This is a genomic window from Thalassoglobus polymorphus (genome assembly GCF_007744255.1).
GTDB classification, from domain to species: Bacteria; Planctomycetota; Planctomycetia; order Planctomycetales; family Planctomycetaceae; genus Thalassoglobus; species Thalassoglobus polymorphus.
The window spans coordinates 5,050,618-5,068,166 of record NZ_CP036267.1; the positions used below are offsets into that span (position 1 = coordinate 5,050,618).

Annotated in this window: 8 protein-coding genes; all 8 read left to right on the forward strand. The window is 50.6% G+C overall.

The genetic code is table 11. The annotated features are described in order from the left end of the window. The first annotated feature begins 689 nt into the window (after nucleotides 1-689). The 8 genes from Mal48_RS18280 to Mal48_RS18315 all read left to right on the forward strand — a co-directional run bounded on the left by Mal48_RS18280 (nucleotide 690) and on the right by Mal48_RS18315 (nucleotide 16,869). Nucleotides 690-5,480: a tetratricopeptide repeat protein gene (locus tag Mal48_RS18280; RefSeq protein WP_145202945.1), complete on the forward strand. Its 4,791-nt coding sequence runs from the start codon at nucleotides 690-692 to the stop codon at nucleotides 5,478-5,480. 147 nt (nucleotides 5,481-5,627) lie between these two features. Then, complete coding sequence (locus Mal48_RS18285) at nucleotides 5,628-6,047, forward strand: hypothetical protein (protein ID WP_145202948.1); 420 nt, start codon at nucleotides 5,628-5,630, stop codon at nucleotides 6,045-6,047. 76 nt (nucleotides 6,048-6,123) lie between these two features. After that, nucleotides 6,124-6,816 carry a PEP-CTERM sorting domain-containing protein gene (locus Mal48_RS18290; protein ID WP_145202950.1) on the forward strand — a complete coding sequence of 231 codons (693 nt, stop codon included), beginning with the start codon at nucleotides 6,124-6,126 and terminating at the stop codon, nucleotides 6,814-6,816. A 453-nt stretch (nucleotides 6,817-7,269) separates the two neighbouring features. Continuing rightward, nucleotides 7,270-7,977, forward strand: coding sequence for a CvpA family protein (locus Mal48_RS18295; protein ID WP_145202953.1), 708 nt, complete (start codon nucleotides 7,270-7,272; stop codon nucleotides 7,975-7,977). Nucleotides 7,978-8,136: 159 nt separating this feature from the next. Further along, nucleotides 8,137-8,439, forward strand: a complete 303-nt coding sequence (locus Mal48_RS18300) for a Dabb family protein (RefSeq protein ID WP_145202956.1) — start codon at nucleotides 8,137-8,139, stop codon at nucleotides 8,437-8,439. A 470-nt stretch (nucleotides 8,440-8,909) separates the two neighbouring features. After that, nucleotides 8,910-10,640, forward strand: a complete 1,731-nt coding sequence (locus Mal48_RS18305) for an SMP-30/gluconolactonase/LRE family protein (protein WP_145202959.1) — start codon at nucleotides 8,910-8,912, stop codon at nucleotides 10,638-10,640. 482 nt (nucleotides 10,641-11,122) lie between these two features. Next, the gene (locus Mal48_RS18310) at nucleotides 11,123-12,739 is read left to right on the forward strand and encodes an amidophosphoribosyltransferase (RefSeq protein WP_145202962.1); all 1,617 of its coding nucleotides are present in this window, start codon (nucleotides 11,123-11,125) and stop codon (nucleotides 12,737-12,739) included. 26 nt (nucleotides 12,740-12,765) lie between these two features. Continuing rightward, complete coding sequence (locus tag Mal48_RS18315; RefSeq protein WP_145202965.1) at nucleotides 12,766-16,869, forward strand: c-type cytochrome; 4,104 nt, start codon at nucleotides 12,766-12,768, stop codon at nucleotides 16,867-16,869. Nucleotides 16,870-17,549 lie beyond the last annotated feature (680 nt).

Consider the following 17,549-nt stretch of genomic DNA (forward strand, 5'->3'; position numbering starts at 1 on the left):
GCCAAGTATTGGAATTACTCTAGAAAAACAAAAAATGGGCATCACGTTCTGCCTGGTGGTGATCAGGCTGACTGTTCAGACGTGAGTGCGAGTCCCTTGGTGACGAAGACAGGAAGTGCAAGTGCTCCGGATCAAACCCCAAAAACTTTCACTCAAAGAGTAACACCACCCGCTGTTTCTTGTCTTTGGGGCTTTTCGGGTTAATAATTTGACATGGGTCGGTGGAAGTGTCGTACAATTCAGATTGCGGTTGAATTGGTTTCTGGCGGGTTGAGGGGGCCGAGGTGAGATTGCTTGGAGAATTTGCGGGGAATGCTGGATCGGGGTCACGCTTTTGTACAGCATCGATTTTGAGTGATCCAAACTTGAAAACAGTGCTCTCTGAAAAATGGGTAATGGAACCATTTCTCGTGAATCATCTAGCGCGACCTCACAGACGGGATCAGTTCACAGCTAACTTCACTTCGCCGGAACGAATTGAAGATCACCCTATGGTCGAGTAGCAACAATTGTCATAATCTTCGCAGGATAACGTCTAGAACCAGTCCGAAAACTTCTGGAATCGCCGCTTGTCTCAACGTTTGAGAGAGCAATATCAGGTTTCAGGACCAGTTCTAATACTCCCCCCCCCGACCACAGAGTGACGCTGTCCATCTAATTTTTTCATTTGAGTATTCGAGAGGGCCGTTGTGGCTGACGAAGAGAAAAAAAACGCTGATTCCTCTGAGACCTCCAAGCCCGCAGGGCAGGAGACTCCTCCGAATGAATTCAAGGCGCATCGGAAGCGAACGACGTTCAACCTGAAGCTTGCCTTAAGCTTGATCGCGGGAACCTTGGTATTTGGAGTTGGCATCCATTTCCTGCATGCTTACCAAGTTGACCGGAATGCCGATTCGCTTCTCAACGAAGCCAAGGAGGCGCAAGCCCAGAGCGAATTCCAGAAAGCTGCTCAGTACTACCGAACGTATATTAGCTTTCGCCCGGAAGACTCCAAAGCGATTGGCGATTATGCAGAATTGCTGGATGGTCTCGCCCAGAATGGAAATGATCTTCAGCGTGCCTACTTCACGTATGAGCAAGCTCTCCGCATCGATGGTGCTCGAGACGATTTACGCATGCGAATTGCTGAAATCGCGATGACGCTTCGCCGATTCACAGATGCGCTCGACCACATCAAGGTTTTGGAAAAAAAGTCTCAGCACGATTCGAAACTGTCATTACTAGCGGCTCGCTGCTACCTGGCAAATGGTGAAGTCCCGGCGAGTGCAAAACGATATCTCAATGTCCTGAACTTCGATCAGACGAATGTTGAATCCTACTCCGCATTAGCAGATCTTTTCCTGAGCTACCCTGAAGAGATTCCGAAACGGTCAGAACTCGAAGATGTTCAGGCTCCGAAGCAAATCGTGGACATTTTCCCGACACGGGCCACGAAAAACGAACAGGGAGAACTCGCCTACGACGATCGAACTCCCGCTGAGCGATCAACTGAACTTCTTGAAGCAATGGTCACCCAAGGCGAGCCGAAATTTCAGGCCCACCTGGAACGATCATACTTCCGAACCCGGAACAATCAGCTTGAGCAAGCCAGCGCAGACGTCCAAAAAGCACTGGAACTCGCCAAGAATGATCCTGAAGTGTTGCTTGCGGCAGCCACTCTGGAGATCACTCAGGCCAAAGCTGCACAACAGGCAGATGGGGAGGATCTGGTGAATTCTCATCTCACAAAAGCAACAGAATTCGCCAAAGAGGGGCTGAACCTCCCGAATCCGAACCCGAATTTTTTCATGTCGCTCTACGAAGTGGAGATGCTACGAAAGGATCTCGTCGCTGCCCAAAAAGAGATTCAAAATGGGCTTGATGCGATTGAGGCGGAAAAAGAAGGTGCGAACTTAGAGAGGCGTCAGGAACTGACCCAGACCGAATTAATTTTTCAAATGACGTTCATCGACCTGTTGATCACACAGGGCGGACAGTCAGCCCCCAAAGTTGCAGTAGAGAAGTGGGCGGAAGCTGAGGAATCCCTGAATGATTTCAGGACAAAGGCTGGGGAATCCTGGGTAACGAACTATCTTGAATCGCGGCTTCATGTTGCGAGAAGAGAGTGGAAGCAGGCGATTCCGAAGCTGGAACGAGTTCGCAACCTCCTTGCATCGACGACAGATTCCGGTCAGAAACTTGGACATCGACGACTCATCGATCTGAATCTGGGGCTTTGTTACGAGAGACTCAACAACCCGGACCGGCGTATTGTCGTCTTCAGGCGGGCACTGAGCCAGGACCCACTCTGGCACAACGCACGACTAGAATTAGCTCGCGCACTCAGGGCTGCCAATCGCCATGATGAAGCAATCCAGACATTCCGACTTATTCAGGGAATCCCCGGAGTCCCGTTGGAATTGGCACAGCTACTACTGTATCGCGAGTCTCAAAAACCTGTCGAGCAACAACGCTGGGATGTCGTCAATCAGGCGATCAACGCTGAGTTATCACTCCGAAAGGAAAAAGGACTTCCATCAACCGCAGGTATCGAAGCTTTTCGCGCGGAGTTGAGCAATCTTCAAGGTCGTCGCGAGGAAGCGGAAGAGCTTCTTGCAAAAGCACGCCTCGCTTACCCGGAAGACCCCGGACTGGTGACCGTCCAAGTGAGCATCATTCTCTCAAACCTCGAAGTCGAAAGCTCAAAGCGAATCGAGGAAGCAAGACGGATCATCGACGAAGCTGAAGAAAAATTTGGTGATTCATTTGAATTGCGGGCCGCGAAAAGCCAAATCGCCAGACTTATGGCTCCACTTGAAGCGGACGGCCTGCTGACATCGTTACAAACGGGACTTGAGTCTTGGGACCCTGCGGAGGTTGAACAATTACTGCAGCGAATTGCGAGTGTTTACACAACACTGGGAGATATCGAAGGGGAGAAGCAGACATGGCTGAAACTCGTCGAACTCGACCCGGAAAATCTCTTAGCTCGCGTCCACCTGCTTCAAATCGCCAACAATAACAATGACGAGTCCCTTAAGAAAAACCACCTTCCCGACTTGATTGAGATTGAAGGAGCTGGCGGGCCGATTGGAAATGTTCTTCTCGCGCAGGAACTTGTCGCCTCCGTAAAAACTCAAGAAGACGAATTAACTTCGGCACAGCGAGATAAACTAATTCAAGCGAGAGGATTGCTTGAACAGGCTCAGTTACAGCGTGCGTTCTGGCCACTGATCCCTCGAATTCTGGGACGTATTGAAGCACTCCTGGGCGATGAAGAGGTCGCTCTCGAACAGTTCCGCAAGGCGTTTGAGCTTGGGGATTATTCACTAGAAGTTGTCTGGACTATCGTCCAAGATTTGTACAAAAAGGAGCGATACGACGAAGCAGGTCGGCTCCTGAAAGAAGCTTCTCAGAAAACTCCACAGCTACTGACTACAGGCCCTCTCGCACGCCTGGCAGCGAACGTCGCCTGGCAGCGTCAGCAATACGGCCAGTCTCTTGAATTGTCCGAAGCGGCAGCTGAGAGTTCCAACGACTTCCGGGACCTGGTCCTGCTCAGTCGAAAACGAGCCGCATTGGAAGAATCCGATGAACGTGTCATGGAACCACTTCGCACTGCAATCAAACGCTTCGAAACAGAACCCCAAGCATGGTTGGCAATGGTTGACCACCTCAGACGCAACGATCAAATTGAGGAAGCCGAAGCAACATTAAAACAAGCTGAGGAAAAACTCCCGGATGTCCCCCAGCACTTAACTCCACTGACTTTGGCCAGAGGGTACGAGCTGATTGGCAACGTGGAGAAATCGACTCAATATTACCAGGCAGCTTTCGATACCGATCCGGCGAACACGTTTTTGCAATACGTACTTGCTGATTTTTTCAGCCGTCAGGGAAACTACGACAAAGCGACTCCACTGCTCAGCTCTCTCAGCTCAGCTGAAAGCAAAGCGTCTCCCGAGTTAAAAGAGTGGGCGAGAAGCCGCTCCGCTCGAAGTCTTGCTTCTTCAGGAAACTACTCAGACATCCAGAAGGCTCTCAAACTGATTGATGACGCTGCCAGTCCGCAAGAGACATCATTATTCAACCTCCGCACGAAAGCGGAGATGCTCGCATCACGCACCACCAAGGCGCATCACCGAGAACGAATCAAAATTCTGGAAACGATCTCTGAGCGAGGTGAAATCAACAATGACGAACGACTGACCCTGGCACGGTTATACGATGCGACAGATAACTGGGAAAAATCACGTCAAACATTTGAAGGACTGGCTCAAAGTCTTCCCAACGCTGACTTACTCATGATCGAGTTTTCGCATGCTCTTGTTCGTCACGACGAACTCGACGAAGCGAAGAAGTGGTTGGAACGAGCCAGACTAAAGTCCTCACAAACGTTTGCGATTTTGCGCCTCGATGCCACGATTCAAAACAAAACCAACGGAATCGATGCAGCTGAGAAGAGCGTCATTGAGTTCCTGGACAATGAGGACTCGATCACAACATCGCCTCAAACAGTGCAGGACCTCCTCACAAATCGTGATGGCCAGACAGTGCTACGGGACTTTTCAAAAACCCTTGAAGCAGAGTCCCCGGATGAGCACGCCAAATTCGTAGAAGGAACCCGGCTTCTCAGCGATGGGCAAGTCGCACCTGCGATTCAAAAGTTTCTGCCATTCCTGAAACGTGATGACCTGAAGAAAGAAGTCCAAGCATACTTTCACCGCAAGGCATCACGACTCTTCACCGAACTGAAAGCGTACGACAAAGCAGAAACTTACTTCCGAAAAGCAATGGCGATCTCGGAACGAAGCTCTGACAACCTGGAACTCATCTCGATTCTCTCACGTCAAAACCACCTGAATGATGCCCTTGACCTTTGCGATCAACTCTGGGAGCAAGGCCCCGACACTCTGGCAGCCAAGACTTCAGTCGCTGTTTTAAGAACGGGTCAACCGACGAAGAATGAAATTAAACGAGTTGAAGCAAAAATCACGTCAGCCGTGAAGGAATCAGCAACTCCTGATCAGATCCTCATGCATCTGGCAGACTTAAAAGATTTAGCTGGTGAACACGACCAATCGGTCGCTCTGTACGAACAGATCCTGGAGAAGAACCCTCAAAATCTCGTCGCCCTTAACAATTTTGCCTACTTGAGCACCTTGGCTGGGAAAGACAAAAAACGGGCGCTTGATGCGATCAACAGTGCGATTGAAGTCGTCGGCCCGATCGCTGCGATGCTCGACACCCGTGGTGTCGTGTACCTGAAGAGTGGAAACTTGGACAAGGCAATCAAAGACCTTACCCAGGCTGTTGATGAAAACCCAACAGTCTCTTCACAGTTCCGATTGGCGCAAGCATATATGGAAAAAGGGGATAAGAAAAAAGCGACCAGCCTGTTCGAGGCTGCTGAAGAGGATGGGCTTTCCCTGAAGGAACTCCATCCGCTCGAAAGAAAAGACTTCGAAGAGGTCGAAAAATCCCTCAAAGCCGGTTCTTGACCAGTTCATCAACTCCGCCGACCGCAGTTCAATGGCGAAAGTCAAAAAAAAATCAAAAAAAATTCCAGAATGATCGCGAAAGATTGACTATTTCGACTCTGACGTGATATCTTATAGAACAATCTTGATGATTTTTTGAGAAAAGAAATGTTTCGTAGTCGTCACATTTTGTCTTTCCTGCTCGGGCTTTGTCTCGCATTTGTTGCGACACAAAGTGCGGATGCTGGACTGATCACGGACGACATTTCTCTCACAACAACATTACAAACTTATCCATCGACCTCTCTTGTAACTGCAGATCACTCGCCTGAAGAAGATCAGCAGGAGAAACGATTCCAAGAATTTGAAGAATTTCTGACCCAGCTTATTGGTCTCGCACAGAACCACAGCGGGGCTTCTTCAACCGGACATGGCCTATCAGGGTCAAGCTCTGTAATGAGTCCTGCCGCTCTCGACGAAGTCCCATCACTCCCAGAAGGCCGCCTCGTCAGCTACCTTGCTGAAGAGGACCACCTAAGTCTGTCACCACCATTTCTCGACGGAATCTTCCGTCCCCCCATGGGCTGAACGAATTTGCAACGTGTGTGATTGCGAAGCATTCACAGCTTAAAATTTCGTTCTATTACTATTTATAGGTACTCAAGTGAAAAACTTATTGAAACTCTCTCTACTCGGGCTTGTTCTTGCTTTTTTGAGCGCCGCTCCCGTCGAAGCATCTTTATTGATCGACCATTTCACTACACCCCAAACGAGTCCAGGTTCATTAACACCGGTCGCTTTAGGTGGTTTTAACGCAGACGCCACAAGGGAACTCTCAAATGGATTTGGCACAACCTTGAATTCAAACACCATTCCCTCGCAGTTAACCGGTACTGGTTCTGGAGGCTACGGCGTTTCCTGGAGCGGTTTTACAGGTCTAGGGGTAGTGGATAACATGCTAGACTTCACCAACGGGGGAAGCACAAACGGCTTTATCCTAGGCGGCCTTAACATTGCCTCAGGTGGTCTGCCTAGCTTTGGTATTACAGTCACTACGGATGATGGCATGATGGGCACAACCACGGTCTCTACTCCAGTCCCTGTCAGTGGGGCTGGAATCACAAACGACTTTTACGTTCCGTTTAGCTCCTTTACCACTGGTGGTGATTTTTCAAAAGTAGTTGGTTTTGGAATCAGTATTTTTATCCCTGCTGGTGGCCCACCGGGATTCAGCTTACAATCAATCTCAGTCGGAACTCCGGAGCCTTCTAGCCTTATCCTTTGTGGATTTGGTTTGGTTGCTGCTGGAGCTTACAGCTATCGACGTCGTCGTCAGGGTGTGAAAGCGAACGCTTAATCTCTCTTCGGAAGACTTTTGTCTTTCGGCGTGATTTCAAAACTCGAAGGAAGCACAACCCACAAGGTTGTGCTTCCTTTTTTCATACTCGGTCACTTTCGAAATAGTCTAGAAATGGTTCCAAGGCCAGTGACGTCGTTTGTCTTCAAAAGTGGCTTTAACAAAGGTGTAGAAGTCCTGTCTCGTGGCACTCAGCCAATCATCTGACAAGACACTCTATTCGCGGACACAAGACACACGAAAGTGTTCTGGACCACAGAATTCTCTGGATCATGACTTCGATTGTTGACCGCTTCTCTCAAATCAGGTCCAATGTCTAGAGCAGTTTGCTCTACCGTGTACCCGTGAAGAACGCACTTCTCTAGTAAAATGCTGTTCACCACGAGGCAGATCCTGCAAACCAATTCGAAAGATGCTCAAAACAGAACCCAACTCATTAAAGACATTGAGTCGATGATCAATTTTCTATTGCTCGCAATTTTGATTGGCGTGACCTACTTCGTCGCCAACGAGGGTCCGCAAGGGGCAGCCATTTCCTTGTTTGCCGTGATCTTTGCTGGGCTGATCGCGATGAACTTCTTTGAGCCTCTGGCAGAATTTATAGCGAGCAGCCTTGGCAACTCTTTTGAATGGCAAAATCGGAGCGACATCATCGCGATGCTTCTACTCTTCGCCGGTGGCGTGACACTCATCCGAGTCATGGGCGATAACCTCTTTCCGACGTATGCGGAAGTGAATCCCATGTTCTACGAAGTTTCCCGTTGGGGACTGGGGCTCTTCACGGGGTACATCACAATGGCAATCCTGTTGACGTCGCTGCACGTTGCTCCTCTTCCGCGAGAATTCATCGGCTTTACCCCAGAAGGCAACAACTTCCTGTCGATCACTGCCCCTGACCGGGAGTGGCTGGCCTTTACACAGTACGTCTCAGAGAAGTCCATGAAGCGTAGCGGAAATCGAATCTTCGACGGTGCCGAGTTCCCATCCAATCCGACCGACGTCAGTACCCAAAGAATTTGGGCCTCTTTCCCGATTCGCTACGCCGCCCGACGCGAACTCTACACGACCGGTGGTCGTCCTCCAGTACAATCAGGCCCACCACCGATCGGTCAGCCGCAACAAGGTGGAGGAGTCCCATCGGGTGGGGCCGGCGGGTTTTAGAGTTTTTTCAATGCTTGCCATGCCCGAGAAGGCCATCACCATCGCTCCAGAGACTGCTCGCCACGAACCAGAACGTAAAGACCGGTATTGAACTTGCTTTAGAATCAGCGAGTCCTCATTCACTTCACATTATCACAGTACGACGGAAAGTCTCAGCACATGCTTGCTCACAATGTTTTCTTCACGCTCTTCGATTCCTCCCCGGAAGCCATCCAGGCGATGATTGATCAATGCCACAAATACTTGAAGGATCACCCGGGAGTCGTCTTCTTCGCAGCTGGGGACTTAGCAGAAGATCTTGCTCGCCCCGTCAATGATCGAATGTTTCATGTGGCACTGCATGTCATCTTCGATACACGTGAAAACCATGACGCCTACCAGACTGTCCCCGCACACTTGGAGTTCATTGAAAACAACAAAGCCAAGTGGAAACAGGTGCGAGTGTTTGATTCCAACTGCTAGAGCAGTTTGCTCGACCGCGTGCCCGTGAAGAACGCGTTTCTCTAGAACTGATCCTGAAACTTGAAATAGCTCTCTCAATCATTGAGAAAAGCAGCGATTCCAGAGGTTTTCGGACTGGTTCTAGTAAAAAATGCTGTTCGCCACGAGGCAGAATCTGAATACCAATTCGAAAGATGATTTAAGAGATTAGCCCCCATGGCACGTTGGCCAGACAACACTCGTTCGAACCTCATTGCTCTCCTGCTGATGCTGGTAATCTTCCCGGCTCTCTGCTGGTTGGCTTGGTGGTACGTCAAACACTAGAGCAGTTTGCCCTACCGTGTGCCCGTGAAGAACGCATATCTCTAGTAAAAACACTTTTCGCCACGAGGCAGAACCTGCAAACCAATTCGAAAGATGCTCTAACGTACAGCGAGTGCGATTATTGAACTGAACACAATTCCGTCTACACAAACCGGGAAACTGATCTGATGCTTCGAACTCTTTTGGCGTTTTCCTTTCTCTTGAAACTCTCAGTTGTCTCCTTCGCAGCATCTCCGGTTGATCAGTCGTCGGCACTGGAGGAAGTCTCTACGGATTTCGAATTGTGTGATGGGCCAGCCTGGGACGGAAATGGCACGCTCTTCATTCCGGATGTCAAAGGAGAGTCGCTTTACAGATTTTTCTCACGGCAGAATAAATTGCTTCCTCTTCTCAAAAACGCGGGGCGATTCAGTGCGTCGTTCTACAACAACGGTCAGCTATACCTGTCAGACAACGGCAATGCCCGGATTGTCACATTGAATGACAAGGACTTGATCGAAGTCGCCAAGCTCGACGATTCCAAGAAGCCAGTCAAGAAACCAAACGACCTCGTCGTCGACCACAACGGTGGCATTTATGTCACGCTCACAAGGCAAAACCAGGTCGTTTACATCTCCCCCGAGGGAGAACAGTCGGTCGCAGTCGAAGGCATCCAAACTCCCAACGGCATCACGATGTCTCCGGACGAAAAGAGACTTTACGTCTCCGCTTATGCCCCGAAAGAAATTTGGGCCTACGACGTCACATCTCCCGGAAAAATTGAGAACGCTCGTCGGTTTTCAAAAATGGATGACGGACCTGATAAAGGAGCTGACGGGATGACGATTGACCGGGCAGGGAACGTCTACTGCGCTGGTCCGAAATCTGTTTGGATCTGGTCACCAGCAGGAGAAAAACTGACACAGATCGAAACCCCCAGCCGACCAATTAACTGTGCCTTTGGTGATCCGGATATGCGATCGCTCTACATCACCTGTTTCGGCGGCCTCTACAAACAGCGAATGACAATTTCTGGAAAGTCACCAAATCCCCCTTCAGTAAAGAAACTTCAATCCGAGAATTCATCGCGGCCCGAAACCGCCATTCCCGAAGAAGTCACCGCTCAACTGAATGTTGTGTACGCGGAGTACGGGCATCGCAAACTGCTGATGGATATTTTCTCTCCAGCAAATCTTAAAGGTCCAAAACCGGCTATTGTTGTCGTCCATGGAGGTGGGTGGTTAAACGGCGATAAAACAAAGTTTCGCGCACTCGCGATAGAACTCGCCAAACGTGGATATGTGACCGCTGCAATTGAATATCGACTCGCTGGAGAAGCCCTGTTTCCGGCAGGCATCCATGACTGCAATGCAGCTGTCCGTTACCTGCGAGCCAATGCCGAAACGCTCGAAATTGCGCCTCAGCGAATCGGAGCTGTCGGCGGATCCGCAGGGGGACATCTTGTCGGCTTGATGGCGACCGGCTGGGAGAATCAGCAACTGCAAGGCGATGGCGGGCATGCTGACCACTCATCTCGTCTCCAGGCTGCCATCGTGATGGCTGGCCCAATGCAAATGACAACGGGCAGCGTGGCGGAACGCTCCCTGAAGAACCCCAAACAATCCAACTCCAACAAATGGCTGGGCAAGACAATTCAAGAAGCTCCCGAGCTATACGCCCTCGCCGATGCTCACCTTCAGATCTCTAAGAATAGCAGCCCGATTCTCTTCATGGTCGGCGAACACGATAACCCACAGCGAAATCAGCCCTCACGGGACAAGCTGAAAGAAAATGGTGTCTGGACAGGACTGAACACCTACTCCGAGGGGAAACATGGCTGCTGGAACCAACTCCCCTGGTTCATCGCTATGTCGGATGACATGGACTATTTCTTCAGAGAGCACTTGAAAGCGGATTGAGCAGTTTTGAACTTTCCCTTTCCCATCGATATCCGAAAGCTGGAAAGAGTCACTCCATCAGACAGCACAGACTCCGACTTTACTGGTAGCTGTCTCACTGCAGGCTGTCTCACTGGCGGGAGAAAGACCACGGATCAGTCTCGTGTTATACGACAGCGGTTTTGCGAACGCCTCCTTGCCGGTACAATGCCTGCAAGCTCGGGGCCTGTCTCGTGGTGAACAGCAATTTCATTGATGAAACGCGTTCTTCACAGGCACACGGTCGAGTAAACTGCCCTGCTGGCTGAGCTCTTTTTCCCGCTGACTGAGCTACTATCTGAGCTGAAATCATTACAACGCTTAGGAAACGAATTCACCCAATATTGATAGATTCTACATTTTTCCTGCGCTCTCGGTGTGAAGCGGTAGCAATCGCATGCCGGTCCATTAAGATTGAGTGAGTTCTCTCTGTACTGCCCCTGTCGTCATCAAACGAGCATTGAATGGCTGACCTTTATCACGAATGCGGCATTGTTGCTGTCTACCACTATGGCCAGGAGAATGAATCTCCGCTAGTGAAAGATTACGGACGCAACTGTGTCTCGCAGATGATCCCTCGCATGCTCCTCGATATTCAAAATCGAGGGCAACTCGCCGCCGGGATCACCACTTACAAGCCGAACAATCACGATCTGCTGCTGACACACAAGAATGTGGGTCTCGTTTCCGAAGTCTTCAAGATGAGTCGGAAAGAGAAGTACCACAAGCTCATGGCTCAGCATTGCGGACCGGCTGCGATTGGTCACACGCGCTATGCAACTTGCGGCAAAGACGATCCCAGTTACGCTCAACCCTTTGAACGGACACACCTCGAAAAGCGGAAATGGTTCGCCTTCGGGTTTAATGGCCAACTGGCGAATTACGGTCAACTCCGCGATCAAATTGTTTCTCAAGGCGATTTCCACCTCGCTCGAGAAACAGACACCGAAATTTTGATGCACCTGATCAGCCAGGAAATTTCCCTGAAGTCCAACATCTCTATGAAAGACTTGCTCTGGAAAATTTCCGCTCATCTCGATGGGGCATACAACATTGCCTTTATGAATGCGTGTGGCGACATGTTCGTTTCGCGTGATCCACAAGGGTTCCGACCACTCTGCTATGCTGACCGTGATGGTTTCTTCGCTGCCGCGAGCGAATCGGTCGCCCTCTCCAACCTTGGATTTGACAGCGCTGATATCAAAGACCTCGCCGCCGGGGAAGCGGTCATCATCGAAGATGGCAAACTGCGAGTCGAAGAGTACCGACCGGCACCCCGGAATTCTCATTGCTTCTTTGAATGGATTTATTTCGCGAACGTCTGTAGCCGTCTTGACGGGCGCAGCGTGTACCTCACCCGGAAAATGCTCGGTGAGGAACTTGCCAAGCAGGAAACAGAATCCAAAGAAAACGCCATCGTGGTCCCGGTTCCGGATACAGCCAAAGCCGCCGCCGAGGGAATGGCTTTTGAGATGGGCATCCCATGTCTGGAAGGATTGATGCGTCATCGCGCATTAGGACGAACTTTCATCGAAGGAGAGGATCGCGAAGAGAAAGCGAAAATGAAGTACATTCCATTGCCGGAAGTACTCGAAGGTAAAAAGGTCTTTCTTGTTGATGACACCATCGTTCGCTCGACCACAATGAAAGTTCTCGTAGAGCAGATTTTGTCTCGCGGAAAAGCCGCCGAGGTTCATATTCGCGTCGCATGCCCACCGATCATGGCGCCCTGCTTCTACGGGATCGACATGCCGGATGTCAGTGACTTGTTCGCCCCACGGTTCACAAATGGCCAACTTGATCTGACACTAGAAATCGAAGACCGCATGGCGAAGCACTTCAATGCTAACTCGCTTCGCTACTTGCCCGTGTCATCGGTTGCAAAAGCCATTAACATTGATGAGTCAAATTTGTGTCAGGCATGCTTGACGGGTGAATACCCAACCCAAGCGGGGAAGCAACTCTACAATCTCTCGCTCAATGCAAGTGAATCCTGCTCAAACGGATCGTCTCCAAAAGAGAATGACTCCAAGCGACTTGTCGAAGGGCTGGCAGAACCGGTGTTGCCCCCTTCAGAATAATTGACTCTATTCAAGACTGATGACCTATGATTCGCTCCTTTGTGCTCGCTCTTGGAATTGCGTCTCTTCTCCACTCCGCACTCATCGCCCAAGACGACGAATTCAAAAAGGGATTGATCGGGACATACACATCCCCGAACACAAACCACGTTCAACGTGTTGACCCGGATATCGCCTTCCAGTGGGAACATTCAGCACCTCATCCACAAATCAGTGCTAAAGACTGGAAAGCTGAATGGACCGGCCAAGTGCTCCTGCGCTCGCTCACGCCATATCAGTTCCATGCTCAAGTCAATGGATCAGTCACGGTTTTCATCGACGATGAAGTCGTTCTGGAAGTGGAATCGAATGGGCCGCAATGGCTCTCCGGAGAACCGGTCAAGGTTTCTCCCGGTTTTCAGGACATCAAAGTCAAATACGAACCTGGCAGCAAGGGAGCTGAGCTGAAACTTTTCTGGTCCAGTGAAGAGTTCGATATTGAACCGATTCCTTCACACCAATTCTTCCATGAAGAAGATGACTCAGAGATTCAACTCATCGAGCTTGGTCGACAACATTTCGATGCAAAGCGGTGTGCAAACTGCCACCGGGAAGAAAAAATCATCGATCGCTTCAGCCCGGCTCCACCACTCTGGGGGGTTACGAGCGGGACAAATCCTCAATGGATTGTTGACAAACTTCTCGGACAACATCCAGAAGCCGAACATGACCAGATGCCAAACTTTGGCTTCACGAAAGAGCAGGCCGAGGACATTGCCGCTTACTTACATCGATTGGATGCTCCTTTCGACTTAATGACCAGCCCGGATGCTAAACCGAAAAAGGGACAACCCAGCGGGGAAGAACTTTTCAACTCTCTCGGTTGTCTGGCGTGCCACCAAGTCGATGATCTCGGCACCAGCGGTCCATTTTCAGGGACGCCTCTCACAAACATTGGCAACAAACGTTCCGCCGACTGGCTCGCAACCTGGCTGTCGACTCCGGATCGTTTGAATCCAGTGCACCGCATGCCGGAGTTCAAACTCTCACGCACCGAGCGTGGACTGCTTGCCGAATATCTCTCAACACTTGGTAAGAAAAAAGAGACCAGGTTTGGTCGCGCCGCGAAGGTCACATACACAGAAAGCACGATTCGCGGACAAGCACTTGTGAAAGAGTTTCAATGTGCAAACTGCCACAAGATTCCCGCTATCGAAGCAACAAACAAGCCTGTCGCAAAGCTCACAAAAGCTCCTGAAGACCTGGAAGGAACCTGCCTTTCCAAACAGGCTGACCAGAAACTGAAACGCCCGAGATACCTTCATCTGAACCGGGAAGCGATTACGGCATACCTCAACAGTCTGGATGGCGCGCCGAGCGAAAAACTTTCGATGTTCGAACAGGGACAACGAGTTCTTGAGCGTCGACAATGCCTCGCCTGTCACTCACGATCTTCAGAGCAAGGGCTGAAGGCACAAGCGATGCAAATTGCGAAGGCGACACCATCACTCCAAAACCAGACTCAACTTGTCATCCCCCCCAGCCTGAATGCTGTTGGCGACAAGCTCCAGGATTCCGTTCTCGATGTTGCTCTCTCCGGGAAGCAGGACCGAGTGCGGGCGAACTGGCTGAAAATTCAGATGCCGACCTTCGTTCATTCAGAGGAAGAGATCGCTGCGCTCAAGCACTATCTCATCGAACATGACCGACTTCCACCAGAAGCAGCCGAGCCGCAACCCGAACTCGATCTCTCCCCGAGTGAGGCTCTGCTCGTAGGAAGAAAATTAGTCGGTGCGGGTGGCTGGAGTTGCATCGCCTGTCATCAAATTGGTGACTACATCCCTAAGAACACTGCTCTGGGCACACGCGGTTCGGATCTCATGGCGATCGGCAAACGATTGCGACCAGAGTTTTATTACCGCTGGGCGAAATCGCCGATCCGCATTATTCCTGGAATGGAAATGCCATCTTTCACCAAGCCGGTTCCGGGCGTCTTGGACAACGATCCACATCAGCAACTCGCTGCAATTTTCGCAGCTGTCAATGATCCGAATTTTGAACCACCCACGAATCCATCTCAAGTTGAACAACTTTGGCAGGTCACCAAAGGTGAGTCTCCGAGAATTGTCCGAGACGTCTTCACAGTAGACAAAGCCAATGGAGATGGAACTGTTGCAAGAGCCTTCGCCGTCGGATTTGACAATCAACATGGTATGCTGATTGACTTGGACCAAATGGCTCTCCGGGATTGGAGCTACGGCGATTTTGCACGTCAGCGAACCGTCGGAAAGAGTTGGTTCTGGGATCTTGCCGGAGCCTCAGTTGCGAGAGGATTCAACTCGTCATCAGACCTGGTCATGATCAGCGAAACTGACGGCGTGCAGGAATTCATCCCAGTCGATCCTGCTCGCATTGCCCACGCGACTGACTACAAAGTGAATAGTCAGAGTGTGGAACTCAACTATGAGTTGCAAGTAAAGATCGGAGGGAAAAACATCACGATCCCGGTCAGGGAAGAGTACACCGGATCTACCACAAAAGAGGGATCTGGATGGCAAAGGAAGATCACTCCTTTGAGTCTCCCGGATGGTATTCAAATCGGATTCCGACCGACTCCAAATCTTGAAACATCGTTCCAGGCAGCTATCCAGCCTCAGCTTGGTAACAAGCAAGATGTCGTGAAACATGATGATGTCACGATTCCGACAGCCCGCGCCGGAGAATCGATCCAAGTCTTCTACCAGACGACTGCAAAGGCCCCACAAACACAACTGCCCGAACGTCAGATCGTACTCCCCACCACCGAAAAAGTGACAACCTTTCCCGGTCATGAAGGAACAAGACTTCCGATTCCTACGACAATCATGCCAACGGCTCTCGCACAGGACAGCCAAGGTCGGTTGCTGGTCACCTCGCTGAAGGGAGATGTTTATCGCATTTCGGATAGCAACAATGATGGACTCGAAGAGAAGCTCGAACTCATCGCGGAAGGCCTCTCCGCCCCATTTGGAGTCGTCGCAGATGGAAACGATGTTCTCGTCGCGCACAAGCCCGAACTCTTACGACTCATTGATGGCAACAACGACGGAAGCTTCGAAAAGCGTGAAATTCCGTCAGACGGCTGGGGACACTCCGACAACTATCACGACTGGGTTTCAGGTCCGGTCTTTGACAAAAGCGGAAGCCTGTTCGTCGCCACGGGCAGTGACTACTCGCAGCCCAAGCGGGACCGCAAACTTGCCAAATGGCGAGGAAAAATTGTGCGAGCCGGGACCGATGGTCAAGTCGAAGCCTACGCACACGAACTCCGATACCCCATTGGAATTGCGACAGATGCACAAGGTCGAATTTTCGTCAGCGACCAACAAGGCGTTCAAAACACATTCAACGAGATCAATCATATCGTCCCCGGAGGAGCGTACGGCGTTCCCGGACAACTCGATGGAGAAGGCTCCAAAGAACCACGGCTCCCTGCGGTGAAAATCCCACACCCCTGGACACGGAGTGTCAACGGAATCTTCTTCCTGCCCGAGAACACAAAGAGTCCGTTTGCAGGTCATGGCGTCGGCTGCGAGTACAACCAAAAATTCCTGGTCCGATTCTCAATGCATGAAGTCGATGGCGAGCTTCAAGGAGCCTGCTACCCACTTACCAAGTTGACTTGGAAAAATGAGGCGAACACTTTCCTTGGACCCATTGCCGGAGTCGCAGCGAAGAACGGTGACATTTACATCGGTAGCATCTACGACTCAGGTTGGCTCGGCGGACCGAACGTGGGTGAAGTGGTCAAGCTGAAACAAATTGGAAAGTACGGCAACGGTATTCGAGAAATCCGGGCCATTCCCGGTGGTTTCGAAATCGACTTCATCACTGCAGTTGATGCCCAAGCCGCCACGAACAAAGAGAGTTATTCGATCTCTGGATATACCCGAGTCTGGCAAGGCTCTTACGCCACCGACGACTCAGGTCGTTATTCCCCAGAGATCGAAAAGATTGAACTCTCCGAGGACGGCAAATCCGTCACCCTGTACTCCTCAAACCTCAAACCGAAATTCCTGTACGAATTCAACATTGGGGAAATCGGAAAAGATGGCCAACCCCTCTTCCCATCCTTCGGAGCCTACTCCATGAATCGCGTACCGAAAAAGTAACTGGTATTAGAGCATGTTCAACGCTGGTCGATCTCGCGACTGCCAATTTCACGACCTCAGAGTCTTTAGCACGTCATAGAACCTTTCCACCTCTTCTGGTCGACGAAAAAATCGACGCAAAGGTCTCGCGTTTGAACAATGAAATCAGGCTCTCAATACTTTGCCCCCCCAAGGACGACAGTGAGCTTAATGGGAAGCACATAAATGAGCGTAAACGCTAGGAGATCTATTTTTGTAACGCTAGTTGTAGTCCTTTTATTTCAAGGCATCCTGATCAAGGATCAGGGTGAACCATACCCAGCAATCTGGGCCCCAGGCTTCCATGGTCGTGGAGTAAATACGACTTACACGAAACCTAGTATTGTATTTCGCTTTTCAGACGGTTCTAGCAAGACAATCCAGCAAACCGACCTTCTAAAGCAGTTCCCAGATAGCCATCACGGAGCGTTAATGCAATTCTTTCTCCCAATCAGTGAGGACTCGCGTCCGCCTCGCAAGCTTCACACTCTGCTTCCAGGCTATCACCTAGGACGATTCGAGCGAAAAAATCGTGCAGGAGAGGTCGGCGAATGGTTCCGCCTCCAGTCGACTAGAATTTTCGCCAGAGAGGATCTTGATTCAGTAGAGGTAGATTGGCTGACATACAACTGGAATGAATTCCAACCTATTGGGTCAAAGGG